At 69.3% G+C, this 12,693-nt stretch carries 13 protein-coding genes and 2 tRNA genes; 3 read left to right on the forward strand and 12 right to left on the reverse strand.

Translation table 11 applies throughout. The annotated features are described in order from the left end of the window. Positions 1 to 50: 50 nt before the first annotated feature. The 7 genes from ACTWPT_RS52915 to ACTWPT_RS52945 all read right to left on the reverse strand — a co-directional run bounded on the left by ACTWPT_RS52915 (position 51) and on the right by ACTWPT_RS52945 (position 5,681). Positions 51 to 371, reverse strand: coding sequence for a recombinase family protein (locus ACTWPT_RS52915; protein ID WP_443185155.1), 321 nt, complete (start codon positions 369 to 371; stop codon positions 51 to 53). A 189-nt stretch (positions 372 to 560) separates the two neighbouring features. Continuing rightward, positions 561 to 989, reverse strand: coding sequence for a MaoC family dehydratase (locus ACTWPT_RS52920; RefSeq protein ID WP_443185156.1), 429 nt, complete (start codon positions 987 to 989; stop codon positions 561 to 563). Beyond that, on the reverse strand, positions 989 to 1,438 hold the full coding sequence (locus tag ACTWPT_RS52925; protein ID WP_443185157.1) for a MaoC family dehydratase N-terminal domain-containing protein: 450 nt from the start codon (positions 1,436 to 1,438) through the stop codon (positions 989 to 991). The genes ACTWPT_RS52920 and ACTWPT_RS52925 overlap by 1 nt, the downstream gene beginning before the upstream one ends. Positions 1,439 to 1,850: 412 nt before the next feature. Further along, entirely contained in the window at positions 1,851 to 2,015 is a 165-nt protein-coding gene (gene rpmG / locus ACTWPT_RS52930) for a 50S ribosomal protein L33 (protein ID WP_101786011.1), read from the reverse strand. A gap of 71 nt (positions 2,016 to 2,086) precedes the next feature. Next, a tRNA-Met gene (locus ACTWPT_RS52935) sits at positions 2,087 to 2,160 on the reverse strand. A gap of 178 nt (positions 2,161 to 2,338) precedes the next feature. Next, a complete protein-coding gene (locus ACTWPT_RS52940) occupies positions 2,339 to 3,388 on the reverse strand; it encodes a hypothetical protein (RefSeq protein ID WP_443185158.1) in 1,050 nt (349 codons plus the stop codon). A gap of 178 nt (positions 3,389 to 3,566) precedes the next feature. Continuing rightward, positions 3,567 to 5,681: a hypothetical protein gene (locus ACTWPT_RS52945; RefSeq protein WP_443185159.1), complete on the reverse strand. Its 2,115-nt coding sequence runs from the start codon at positions 5,679 to 5,681 to the stop codon at positions 3,567 to 3,569. A gap of 201 nt (positions 5,682 to 5,882) precedes the next feature. Between ACTWPT_RS52945 and ACTWPT_RS52950 the strand changes: the two genes are divergently transcribed. Together ACTWPT_RS52950 and ACTWPT_RS52955 are read left to right on the forward strand one after the other, a co-directional pair. After that, positions 5,883 to 8,456 carry a DUF7824 domain-containing protein gene (locus ACTWPT_RS52950; RefSeq protein WP_443185160.1) on the forward strand — a complete coding sequence of 858 codons (2,574 nt, stop codon included), beginning with the start codon at positions 5,883 to 5,885 and terminating at the stop codon, positions 8,454 to 8,456. Between the two features lie 2 nt (positions 8,457 to 8,458). Further along, positions 8,459 to 9,349, forward strand: coding sequence for a hypothetical protein (locus ACTWPT_RS52955; protein ID WP_443185161.1), 891 nt, complete (start codon positions 8,459 to 8,461; stop codon positions 9,347 to 9,349). Positions 9,350 to 9,357: 8 nt separating this feature from the next. On the opposite strand, the gene ACTWPT_RS52960 is transcribed toward ACTWPT_RS52955, so the two are convergent. Continuing rightward, the gene (locus ACTWPT_RS52960; protein WP_443185232.1) at positions 9,358 to 9,666 is read right to left on the reverse strand and encodes an SDR family NAD(P)-dependent oxidoreductase; all 309 of its coding nucleotides are present in this window, start codon (positions 9,664 to 9,666) and stop codon (positions 9,358 to 9,360) included. Here ACTWPT_RS52960 and ACTWPT_RS52965 point away from each other — a divergent pair. Further along, positions 9,617 to 10,465 (forward strand): MFS transporter, encoded by an 849-nt coding sequence (locus tag ACTWPT_RS52965; RefSeq protein WP_443185162.1) that lies wholly within the window; start codon positions 9,617 to 9,619, stop codon positions 10,463 to 10,465. The genes ACTWPT_RS52960 and ACTWPT_RS52965 overlap by 50 nt on opposite strands. Positions 10,466 to 10,565: 100 nt before the next feature. Here ACTWPT_RS52965 and ACTWPT_RS52970 read toward each other — a convergent pair. The 4 genes from ACTWPT_RS52970 to ACTWPT_RS52985 all read right to left on the reverse strand — a co-directional run bounded on the left by ACTWPT_RS52970 (position 10,566) and on the right by ACTWPT_RS52985 (position 12,577). Beyond that, positions 10,566 to 10,638, reverse strand: a tRNA-Thr gene (locus tag ACTWPT_RS52970). A gap of 39 nt (positions 10,639 to 10,677) precedes the next feature. Continuing rightward, on the reverse strand, positions 10,678 to 10,908 hold the full coding sequence (locus ACTWPT_RS52975; protein ID WP_443185163.1) for a transposase: 231 nt from the start codon (positions 10,906 to 10,908) through the stop codon (positions 10,678 to 10,680). 78 nt (positions 10,909 to 10,986) lie between these two features. Then, positions 10,987 to 11,511 (reverse strand): C40 family peptidase, encoded by a 525-nt coding sequence (locus ACTWPT_RS52980; RefSeq protein ID WP_443185164.1) that lies wholly within the window; start codon positions 11,509 to 11,511, stop codon positions 10,987 to 10,989. 55 nt (positions 11,512 to 11,566) lie between these two features. Next, entirely contained in the window at positions 11,567 to 12,577 is a 1,011-nt protein-coding gene (locus tag ACTWPT_RS52985; RefSeq protein WP_443185165.1) for a GH25 family lysozyme, read from the reverse strand. Between the last annotated feature and the right edge of the window lie 116 nt (positions 12,578 to 12,693).

The following is a 12,693-nucleotide window of genomic DNA, read 5'->3' on the forward strand; positions in this document are numbered from 1 at the left end:
CCGCCCGAACTCCGCGCCGCGCTCAAGACCATCACCCGGCACGTCGACGACTACGCCGCCCAAGCGCGGCTCCCTCGGGCGTCGTGAAACTTGACACAAACGTCCAGAAACGCGAGACCAAAGATCGCTAGGTTGCGAACGAGCCGATCGATATCGCGAACGATTACTACATCGATAGGTTCGGATTCGATGGTTTCAATCGCGGCATCGAATCCGTCGCGCGTTACCTCATGAAACGCCAAATACCCGTCATCTTTGAATTCGGCGACGACCAGGACATTATTCTCGCTGGCGTATTTGTTGCCGTTCGCGAGTTGCGTCGGTACCGATTCCGCCGCATCCCATGACTCGCTGAGACGCGCGTACAGCAACCCTGCCTTGGGGAGTCGCCCGAGCCGATGGGACGTGGTGGTAAAGCTGCACGTCGGAGCGTTGCTGCCCTACCCTGGGAAGGTCTCTTCGCCATGACGCCATGATGTGACAAATCTCAAGGCTTGGGTACCCGAGAGCTGCCCGACATATCATCACGCATCACGACAGCCGGGCCGGCTGGGCGCGCTTCAGGCCAGCTGGACCACCGCGCGAGCCTTGGACAGCACCTTGGCCTCGGCCGACTTGGCCGTCAGGCCGATGACCACTCGCTTGTCCTCGAGTTTTTCCTCCACGACCCCGCTCACCGAGATCATCGCGCCTTGATCGTCATCGGGCACGACCACCATCGACGAGAACCGCACCCCGAAGTCCACCACCGCACCGGGATCCCCCACCCAGTCGGTGACGAACCGCCCGGCCTGCGCCATCGTGTACATCCCATGCGCGATCACGTCAGGCAGCCCGACCATCCTGGCGAACCGCTCGTTCCAGTGGATCTGGTTGAAGTCCCCGGAAGCACCGGCGTACATCACCAGGTTGAGCCTGCGCACGTTGTAGTCCACGGCCGGGATCTCCTGCCCGACCTCGACCTCGTCGTACTTCACCGTGGCGCCCATCAGCCGGCCCCTCCGCGCTCGACGATCGTGTTGTAGGTGACGCAGACCGGCTCGCCCTCGACGGTCGTGACCTCGCTGCGCACCGTCAGCAGCTCGTTGCGCCCGGCGGTCCTGATGTCGGTGATCGTGGCGCGGGTGACCAGCTGATCGCCGGCATAGACGGGGCGTACGTACTCGAAACGCTGCTCGCCGTGGACCACCATCGCGAAGTTCAGCCCAAGATCCGGATCCGCCAGCGCGTCGCCGCCGCTCTGCAGGCTGAACACGATGGGGAACGTCGGCGGCGCGATCACGTCGGGGTACCCGGCGGCCTGGGCGGCCCCTTTGTCGCGGTAGATCGGGTTGCCGTCGCCGATCGCGGCCGCGAACTCCCTGATCTTCACCCGGCTGACCTCGTAGGGGGCGCTGGGCGGGTAGGTCCTGCCCACGAAGTCACGGTTCAAGGCCATCAGTGCTCCCTCGCAATGTCCTTCGTCCGAGCGCTGCTGAGGCCGACGGTAACAGAACAAGGTTCGGCTGTCGCCGGAGGTTGGCCTGGTCTTTGCACCCCGCCGCGCCGTGCTTCTCGCCCCGCCGCGCTTCCCGCCGCGCCGTGCTTCCCACCCGCCGTGCGCCCCACCCCGCCGTACTCCGGTTTTCACACCCGGTCTTTACGCGTTGCCGTGGCCGGCCACCCGCCGTCGCCGGCTGACGTCAGTCCAGGGAAACGCCCGCTGACCGGTCAGTGGCGCGCCGCCGTTACGGCGCGCATGCTTGACCATCCGCGTGGTGAGCCGGGCACCGGAGTGCAGACACGACAAACCGGCGTCCACACCAGGACGCCGGTTGTGCAATATGAACGATGGAGAAGCCCCCGGAGAGCTATCGGGTCTCGCGGTGCGCGCGGTGCGTGCGGCAGTTGGGGCAGTACTTCTTCAGCTCAAGCCGATCCGGGTCGTTACGCCGGTTCTTCCGCGTGATGTAGTTGCGGTGCTTGCACTCCTGGCAGGCCAGCGTGATCTTCGGCCTAACGTCGGTGGCAGCCACTTGGGAGTGCCTTTCTACGTTTGGGACATGGACACGCCCATGCCCAGGCCGGTCGACCTGGGATTGGACAGTAGCGGAGGCCGGACTTGAACCGGCGACACAACGATTATGAGCCGTTTGCTCTGCCTGACTGAGCTACTCCGCCTTTGAGCCGGTATGGACCCGGCCTGTAGAGGATACCCGAAGCAGGGAGCAGTTTCGTAACTCACCTGATCGAGCGGGGTGCTCCCAGCAGTATGCCTCAGCAGCTCCGAGAACCGAAATCCGAAAACAAGATACTACCTGCCGCCAATGGCCCGGAGCACCCTCAGCCGCGCTGGGCGTCAGACCCGGATGCCGGTCTTGCGCCACACCTTGAGCAGGCGGCGGGCCGAGCCGCCGATGGGGCCGACGGCCTCGTACAGCACGTCACGCGGGACCGGCTTGGCCTGCGCCACAGCGGTCACCGCGGCGTCCGCAGCGGTGACCGTGTGCGAGCACACGCTCAGCAGGTAGTCGGGGATCTGCAGGCGCGGATCCAAGCAGCCCACCAGCGGTACGCCCACTGCTGCGACGACCGGGAAGACCGTACCAGGGATGCCGATGGCGGCCTCGGCCCGCGCCGACGCCTGGACCGAGGGAACGGAGCTGATCTCGTACCGCTCCCACAACGAGCGGTCCTCACGCGGGTGCAGTCCCACCAGGATGTGCTTGCCGACCGCTGCCAGCCGCTCGGCGGCGGCCAGGAGCAGCTCGGTGCCCGGGGCGGAGCCGCCGGTCTGGCTGGACCTGGTCACGCTGGTGAGCACCAGCACGGTGCCGGGTTCAGGGGTGTGCCGGGGCAGGTCGTCGGTCTGCGGCGTGCCCACGACCGTGATCGGGCGGCGCGTGCCCAGGTAGTCGTCGAACACCTTCGCCTCGGCCGGCGAGGACGCCGTGATCGCCCTGAGCCGGGAGCGGAATTCCGCCGCGCGGGGCGCCTCTACCGGAAGCTGGTATGCGAGCGAGCTGGCGATCATCGGCAGCCCGGGCAGCCGCGCGGCGCAATCCGCGGGCCAATCTCCCGCGCCCGTCACCACGAGCAGGTCGGCAGGTGGGATGCGGTCCGGGGTCGCCACCGCGACCGGGTCGCCCGGCTTGATCCCGGACAGATCGGGCACCAGCTGCACGACCTCCCAGCCCAGGCGGCGTGCCTCGGGTAGCAGAGGGGCCACGTGGTAGGTGCCCCATGGCTCATTGGTGGCGATCAGGACGCGGGCCGGTCGCCCGCTCGGCCGGGCGGCCGCGTGGGCCGGCGTGCCGCCCAGGACGGTGAGGCCCGTCGCGGAGAGCGCGCCGGCGAGCAGGGAACGCCGGGAGAGTTCCTTGACAGCCTGTGTGTCATCGAATTTCACGAGATCGGAATCTAGGGGCTTGCCGCTACCCATCGATGAACACAGGACGTCGCCTGGGAGAACGAGCTGGTCGTGAGGAAGGCTCGAGAGCTAGACCAAGCCAGGCGCCCTTGCGGGCATTCCCGGTCCGAAAGGGAGAAGGAAGCCCTCGAATGGCCTCACGACGATCTCAACCGTATCAGGCCGGGATCAGTTCGTGCAGAGTCCCAGGCGTGTACACCCGCGTGCCCGGCGGGAGTTCGGCCGGAGCCTCCAGCCCGATGTAGGTGGTGGCCCCCGCCGCCGAGCTCTTCGTCCGCAGCAGGTCGGCCAGATAGCGGACGCGCAGATAGTCGCGTTCCACGATCGAGCGCACCAGCAGCGAGGCAGTGACCCGGTTGCCCTCCACCTGGTTGAAGCCGGGATACCCCTTCAGGTACAGATGCAGCCACTTCACCTGCCATGCTCCGTCGTCGCCGCGCAGGAACACCAGGGGCAGCGCGACCCGGCCGGAGCCACGCAGGTCGGACTTCATGCGTACGGTGCGCGGCTCGAACGGCCTGCCTTCCTGCGCGGCGTCCCTGGTCATGTACCCGAAGAACGCCTCGGCGGCCTCGTCGAACCGTTCCCCGACGTAGATGTTGACCTGCGGGATGATGATCGGCTGGGTCGCTTCGGCGAGACGGATGTTGATGAACTCCGACGCGCCGTCCGGCGCCGCGGTGAGGTCACCGGAGTACTCGGCGAAGCCGTTGGAGTAATTCGTCCACGAGATGTGCGTCGGGTTGCCGTAGGAGGCGTCGAGCATGAGAGCGGACAGATCGTAGTCCGTGCGCCGCCCGGCCTCGCGCCAGTGGACGAAGAACCTGAGCAGCTCGCCGACCACGGCCGACAGCGAGCCCCGGGGCAGCATGCCGAGCCCGGGCGCGACGGCCTTGCCCGACAACGGCAGTGCCACATCGAGCACGTCGGGATCGACGATCAGCTCGCCTGGGTCGGGCAGGCGGCGGGCGATCTCCAGGTCCAGGATGTCCAGCGCCCGCGCCAGCACGTCCTCCTCCAGCCGCGATCGGGTGTCGGGGGCAGCCCATGCCCTGCCGTACCTGTTGGCGAAGATGCGGCCGGCGGCGGGGGCGAGCCGGTTCTGCAGGTGCTCGCGCAGGGACAGCAGAACGCGGCAGGAAGCACCGGCGGCGGCTCGTTCCGCGGCGTCCATCACGGCCGACCCGGACAGGCCGGTCCGCAGCAGGTGGTCGAGGCGGCGCAGCAACGCGCCCGGTGCCTTCTCCAGCAGCTGAACGGCATCCGCGGTACGGCCCGCCGACAGGGCGGCCTCGACCCGGCTGTCGAAGCCGGCCGCCTCGCGTACACCCCTGGCCACCTCGAAGACGTGGGCGGCCCGCGTCAGGTGCGGGTAGTCGTGGGGATGCAGCCGCTCACCGAGCCGCTTCCACTGCTCGCGATGACGGGCCACGTCGCCTAGCTTGGCCGGGGTGGCGACCGCGTCCAAGGCCTGCAGGAGGGCGCGGCGCTCGGCGCGGCGGAACGAGCGGAACCTGGTGGGAGCGGCAAGCGTGACATCGCCGCCGGAGCAGCCGCAGGCGAGCCGGAGCACGTCGGTGACCGTGTCCACGAGCAGCGGCCGGCCGGCGGCCAGCCGCACCTCATTGACGATGGCGCGGTTCTCGCGCACCGGGATGAGTTCCGGCTCGTCGGCACAGTACGACGCCAGCGACCGCAACACCGCCAGGTCCTCGGCGGCCAGCGGCGATTGGGAGCCCGCCAGCGAGAAGTAGAGCTCGCGTGCCTCCGATTCCAGGCTTCCGCCCAGCTCAAGCACGGTCACCCGGTCGCCTGCCAGCGGGATCAGCTCGGCGTGCGCGGCCAGCAGGTCGGTGTAGGCGTGCTGGTAACGGCCGTAGCCCGGCAGGGTCAGCAGGTCGAGCGTCGGCGGCTGGAGCCGCTTGGCGGCGACCGGGTCGAGCATGGCCTCACGCAGAAGGCCGGCCCAGAACTCCAGGGTGTCCGGCACGTTCTTGGGGAAGTCGATGAAGTACGCGTTGTGCTGGACATGGTCGCCCACCAGGCCGCGGACCGCCGCCAGGACGCGTACGCCGAGGTCCACGACCGTCTCGCCGGGCAGTCGCGCCAGGCGTTCGAGCAGGGGTGCCGAGCACTTGAAGCCGACGCTCAGGAGCGCGGCGTCGAGCTGGCGGGCGGCCACCTCTCCCCAGCCGGCGGGCGCTACGTCGGCGGAAGCGTCGATGGGAACACGTAGCCGCCGGACAATGACGAGGCTTTCCAGAGTGTCCACTGACGCACCATATAGCCGACTCCCACCCGCATTCTGCGGGTTTTTCGGCTCCGCGATCACCGCCGTGCCCGACCCCCGGGCTCCCCGCCGGAGCCGTGCGCGGCTGTTCGGCCAGGCAAGCGCCCGCACCGGTCACCCCCACCGTCGCGGGAGTCCTGTGCCGGGCCAAAGTGTCGGCACGGCTGGTTAATGTCCCCGGCTATGGATCACTGGGACGAGATCAAGAAGCTGATCGAGACGCGGCACGCCGACCGGCTCGCCGAGCGGCTCAAGGCGCTGGACGACGAGGGCCGCAAGGAGGTCGCGGCCCGATTACCAGAGCTGCGCAAGGAACTGCGCGGCCGGTTCGACCGGTGGGACGACGGCCTGGTCGACTACGGGATCGTGCTGCGGGTGGCGGGCGCGGCCACCTTCGGTGGCGCGGCGACCGTGGCGTCCTGGCTGTACCGGCGCGACTTCGCCCCCCAATGGGACGGCCCCGACGGCGACGTGGACCTCATCCTGGCGGTCATCGCCGACCGCCCCACCGCCTGGCGCGCCGACCTGGCCGAACGCCTGGTGCTGCGGATGCGCGTCGCCGACGACCGCGGCATGGCACTCGCCCTGGCCCTGCTCCGCGAGACCGGCATCGAGCCGCCACCGCACGACCCGCTGGTGGCCGGGTGGGTGAGCCAGTGGCCGCCGCGCCTCGGCGACGACCCGCTGGTCGACCATCTGGTGCCGCGCCTGTTCGAGGCGGAGGGCGTAGGCCGGCTGTTGCAGTGGGAGCGGGAACCGCACGCGGGCTGGCTGGGGGCGTTGCTGGAGCTGACCGGGGCCGGCCGCGTCAAGCGCGAGGCGCTGATCGAAGGTTGCGTGCGCCGCTTCCTGCTCGGTGGCACGGCCATCGACCTGCGGTTCTTCGTACGCCTGCACGAGGCGCTTGACCCTTCGCCCGCCGAGGCGGCCTCCTACACCCGCGACTACCTGCGCCTGCTGCCCACTTCCCCCGGCCCGGTCGCCGAGCTGGCCATGAAGCGCCTGCGTGGCCGCGACGATCTCACCACCGACGACCTGGCCGAGGCATGGGAGTCGCTGCTGTTCCGCCCTGAGCGCAAGCTGGTACGCGCCGGGTTGTCGTGGCTCGACCGCTCACTGCGGCGTACACCCGCGCTGGCCGACGTGATCGCCGCGCCACTGGCCCGCGCGTTCGCCGCCGAGTCCGCCGAGCTTCAGGAGAAGGCCGTCGAGCTGGCTCTCGCCCACGCGGGCGGCATGAGCGAGGAAGGGCGCGCCACCATACGCGAGGCGATCGAGCTCCTTCCACCCCGACTCGGCCACCAGGCCGCCATGGCCTTCGGGGGCGGCGAAGTGGCCGGGTCCGAGCCCGCATTCGTCCCGCCGCCGCTGCCCGCCGCGCCAGAACGCGTGCACAGCGTCAGCTCCCCGATCGAGTCCGTCGAGGAGCTCCGCCGACTGATCACCAAGGGGCCGGATTCCTGGCGCGCATGGGAACGCGTGCTCGCCGGCTTCGTCACGCTCATCGGCCGCGACCGGGCAGGCCTGGCGGCGGCGCTGGACGCACGGCTGTTCGGCGATCTCTTCTGGCAGCACCGTCTGGAGAACTGGACTCGGCCCGGTCAATGGCTCCTGCGCACCGCTCAGTCCCTGGGTTTCAACGCGCTCGCTCGGCGCGCCTGGCAGAGTTTCATGCCGAAAGCCGGGCTGGCGGCCCCGCACCGGCTCCTGCTGCATCGGGCCGCAGAGATCCTGCGGGCCGTGGAGGAGGGCACCGTTCCGCCGCTGCTGCTGGCCACGCCCACACACAGCACCGGGCACGTGGCGGCGGCCGAGCTGGTCCGGCGACTGGAGGTCATCGAGGCGGCCGGGGTCAAGCCGCTGGCCGCCGACTTCCAGCAGGCGCTGTTGCGCCTGCCGCGGACCCCGGATCCCGAGGCCGCAGAGCGGGCGGCCCGCCTGACGTCCGCCGCGGGCAAGATCCTCGCCGCCTGGACGTGCCCGGAGGTCGAGATCCGGCTGGAGTGGGCCTGCGGGGAGGACGCCGGCGACGACCACGACTGGCACGACCGTGGCCACTATCACGACGTGCGTCTGGTGCCGACGGTCACCGCCGCGGCCACCGGCCTGCCGCTGGTCGACCTGATGCTCAGCGTCCCCCAGAGCCGGGCCGAGGCCGAGCACCGCGAATGGTGGCCCTCGATGCTGCCCTCACATCGCGAGGTCGCCGCCGCACACCTCATGCCGTACGTGCTCAGGCGGCACTGGGGCGAGCGCCCGGTCGGCCCGGAGTTCGCCCGCGATCTCGCCAGGGCCGAGGGGCCCGCCGGGGCGGCGTGCTCGGCGCTGCTCGCCCGCGTCCTGGGTGATCCGCAGATGCCCGAGTCGGTCGACGTCCTGCTGGAGGTCGCCGCGCGGGACGACGTGCCCGCGTCCGAGATCGGCCACCAGGCCGGGCTCCTCGTGGCCAGTGGCGAGGTCAAGATGATCGACATGGTCACCGCGCTCGACGCCGCCGCCAGGCGCGGCGCCCACGCGTACGTGTGGCGGATCACCGCCGCCGCGCTGCCCGCGTTGTTGCCGGTGCCGGGCGGGCGCCCGCGCAACGGCCTGGCGGCTTTCGTCACACTCGCCATCGCGACCGCCGAGTGGTCCGGGGCACGCGGCGAGATCCCCGAGGTACGCGACCTGGCCGCCCGCAGGGGCAACAGTGGCCTGCTCCGCGAGATCCGCCGCCTGCACAAGCACCTCACCAGCGGCACCGGCCAGAAAGGATGATCATGGCGAGGAAGCAGAAGAGACGCTGGCGCTCGCGCAGCGACGAGGGTCACGCCATGCGGATGGCGATCGGTGATCAAGCGCGCGCCGCCGCCGAGCCGGGCTGGTCACAACTGGTCGTCCGCCGGGCCCAGGTCGGCGCATACGCGCTGACCACCGTCACCCGCGACGGCCGCGAGAGCGCAGCGGAGGGCATGGACGAGCCGTTTCAGCGCCTCCGCGAGCTGTCCTACAGAGCCGACGCCGGCACCTGGTACACCTGTGAGCTGGCGTTCTCGCCCGGGAGCAGGGGCTACACCGGCCGCGTCGACTCCTCCGCGCCGCCGTTCGAGCACGTGCCGGGGGTGGCGGCACTGGCGGAGCTGACCATGTTCCCCCGCGAGGAGCCGCCCGGCTGGCTCCTGGCCGCGTCGCCGACCGCCGCGCCCATCGGGCTGCCGGCCACGTACGGCGACCGCTACGACCGGTGGCGCGAGCACCTCGGCGACCAGCCGCCACCACCGCCGATCACCGGAGAGCTGACCTACCTCCCGGCCACGACCATGACCGCCCGCGCCTTCGACGAGAGCCAGAAGCGCGGCCACCCACTGATCTACCTGGCCGTGCAGGCCGACGATCCCCAGGCGGAGTTCCTGCTGGTCCAGAGTCACCAGGAGGCCTACGGGGTGGGCCGCCACGGCCCGCGCGGCACCATCGGGGGCGTGCGCACCATCACGCTGGACGGCGCGGTGCTCCGGCTGGAGCTGACTCCTGAGGCCGCCGACCTGCTGGAGACCGAGACCACCTTCGAGGTCCGCCTCGACCTGCCACCCGAGACGATCGGCGAGTTGCGCACCGCCCTGCCCGCCATGCTGCGGTCCGTCGCCGAGCCACCCGAACTGATCGGCTTCTGAAACAGCCCTTATGACGGCTCTGGACGCAGCGCGTCGGAGATGGGCTTGACGCCGCCGTGCGCGGTGAGGCCGCCGTCCACTGCGATCTCGGCTCCGGTGATGAAGGACGCCTCCTCGGACAGGAGGAAGACGACGAGGGGGACGACCTCGTCCACCGTGCCGGTACGGCCGAGCGGGGTCTCGCAGATGTTCGCCGCGCGGAAGGCGGGGTGGGCGGAGGCGGTCATCTCGGTCTCGATGAAGCCGGGGTGGATGGTGTTCACGCGGATGCCGTGCGGACCCAGTTCCGTGGCCGCCGCCTTCGACAGGCCGCGCAGCGCCCATTTGCCGGCCGTGTTCGCGCTGGGGGGCGCGGCGGGTGCGGCCGGCTGGCGCGCACCGTTCTGGGCCTATGCCGTGAGCCTGCTGCTCGCCCCCGCCATGGCCGCCTTCCTCCCCACGCCCCGCCCGACCACCATCTCGAAGAGTGCCGCGGAGGGTGGGACCACCGAGGCCGCCTCCGCGCCGGAGCCTGCCAAGCGCCCCTTCCCCTGGCGGCCGCTGGCTGGGACATGTGCTCTGACCGTCTTCGGCAGCGTCGTCTTCTACACCCTCACGGTGCACATGTCCTACCTCCTGGACGACATCGGCGTGACCGACCCCGGCACGATCGGCCTGGCAACCGCCGTCGCCAGCGCCGCGACAGTGGCCGGCGCCGTCACCTTCACCAAGCTCGGTCGCACCCCGGACGTCTGGCTGCCCGCCGTCTTCGCCGTGTGCGCCCTCGGCTTCGCCGTGATCTGGTTCGCCCCCAACGCCGCCGTGCTGATCATCGGCGCTGTGATCAACTGCTTCGGCTGCGGCGTCATGCTGCCGAGCCTGCTCACCCTCGCCATGTCCAAGCTCGAGTACGCCGACCGAGGTCGAGGCACCGGCCTGTGGACGGCTACCTTCTTCATCGGTCAGTTCATCTGCCCGCTCGTGGTGCTCGCGCTCGCGTCCGCCGCCGGGAGCCGGGCCGACGCTGTCGGCGTGCTCGCACTCGCCACGTCGGTCGTCGCCGCCGGACTCGGCCTTTTCGCCTCGCGACGCCGCGCGGTCGACGGCCCAGAACCGCACAAGCAGATGGCAGGCTGACCGGCACACCGACGAAAGGACACCGGCGAAAGGATCGACAAATGCGAAACGCCCGGGCCCCAAGTCATCTTGGTCCGGGCGTCTTTCTGTTCAGAACGAGAGCCCCCAAACGGAATCGAACCGTTGACCTTCTCCTTACCATGGAGACGCTCTGCCGACTGAGCTATAGGGGCCTGTCCGGCGCTGCGGACAGGTGTAACCATACACGGCACTCAGCGATGATGCGAACTGGTTCCGGCTCTTACGATCTTCTCCGCCGACCGCCCCATGGGGAGCTCGATCACCTCGCACAGATCGGCCAAATCGACGTGTCTGGCCACCTCCGCCACAGAGGAGCAGTCCGCGACGACCCATCCATGCCGGCGCACCCGCAGCACCTGCCGCCCGGCTCGCACGGCGCCCACGACCTCATAGCCGTCGCAGCCGACCCATCGCCTTTCCATAGCGGCACAGAGTAGCCGCAGGGCCTCTCAATTTTTGCCACGCCACAGGCGTTACAGCCATACCGAGTCGGCAGACGTTCAGTACCGGTAGAAGCCCGCGAAGTCCTTTAGGCGCGAGATGTCGTCGATCCGCACCACGGCTCCGGTCTCGGGCGCGTTCATCATCTTGCCCTGTCCCAGGTAGATGCCGACGTGGTGGGTCTTAACGGTCCCTTTGCTGATTTTTCCAAAGAAAACAAGATCACCGGGTACCGGGGCCGCGTCGACCCGCCGCATCATCCGTACGTGATCATTGGTGTTCCCCGGCCCCAGCACGTCCTCCCCGTGTGCCAGCGCGTACACCCACCGGGCGAACCCCGAGCAGTCGAGCCCGCGGGTCTTCGCGGCCGGGCACGGTTTGATCCGGCCCTTGTAGCCCTTGCAGGTTCCCCTCGACGGCCCGGGCCGCTCCGCGTGGCCGCCGCCCCACGAGTACACGATGTCGCGCCGCTCGATCTCGTACGCGATCTGCACGATCCTCGGCAGCACGCGCGTGGCGAACGGCATCGAAGCCGTGGCGGTCAGCAGGATCAGCACCGCCGCCACGGCTAACCGCCGCTTCATCCCGTCCCCATCCAGCTGCTGTCGGGCCCTGGGATTTATCCTGCCTTATCCGGCCTTATCCAGCCGCTCTGAGAGTGAGCTTCACCGAACCAACGGCGACGTTCATGCCGACCGCGCCCTTCGACTTGCGCGGCTTGGTGGTGAACGTGAACGTCACCTTCTTGCCGCGCGGCAGGTCCGCGATCGTGCAGCGCACCGCCGTGCCGCTGTACGTGCACCCCGGCGCCTTGACCACCCGCTGCCCGCCGAACGCCCGCCCGGAGAGCTTGACGTTCGTGACGGGGTGCGGGCCGGTGTTGGCGACGGTGACCGTGTACGTCTTCCTGCTCTTCGCCGCTCCCGTCACCGACACCTCGGCCGGCGGGTTGGCCATCGCCTTGAGCTGGGATTCCGAGCCGTTGAACGAGTTCCCGCCCCCGACCAGCGGCCCCTTGTCCGCCGACTGCCAGAAGGTGTGCTTCTTCCAGCTCTTCGGCAGTTCCCCGGGATCACTCCCCCAGCGCGCGAGCCAGAGCGGGTTCGACTTGAACTTCGTGGAGTTGCCCGTGCAGGTCTGCCACCAGCTCGTGGTGGTGTAAATGATCGCGTGCCGGCCGGTTCGCGCGCGGTACCTCTTCGTGAAGTCCGTGAGCCAGCTGACCATGTCTTCCGTGGACAGGTCGTAACAGTTGTTCTTGCCGTTCTTGTCCTTGTACGGGTTGTCCTCGATATCGAGCACTCCCTGCAACGTCTGGCCGTCGGCGACCCAGCGGCCGCCGTTCTGGAGGAAATATTCGGCCTGCGTTGCCCCATCGGATTCGTGCGGTTGCGCGAAGTGATATGCCCCGCGGACCAGGCCGGCCGCCGCGGCACCGCCGAACTGGGCGTCGAATCGTGGGTTGCGGTAGTTCGTCCCCTCGGTGGCATGGACGAACGCGAACTTGCCACCCCCGGAGACGACGCTTTCCCAGTCGATGTCGCCGGTCCAGTTGCTGACGTCGACACCGGCTACGCCATCGGCTGCCTCCGCGACCCCGCCACCCATCCCAAGCGCCGCGATTACTGCGCATAACCAGACACGTTTCACGCCGGAGATCCTTGCGGAGCTTCACACAATTCCGCAAGTCCGGAAATATCCGCCGATCCTCCACCCGCGTAACCGACTTCGAAATTTTCCGCCACCTTCGGAGAAACCGCACGTCA

Source organism: Nonomuraea sp. 3N208, assembly GCF_052245935.1.
Lineage (GTDB): Bacteria > Actinomycetota > Actinomycetes > Streptosporangiales > Streptosporangiaceae > Nonomuraea.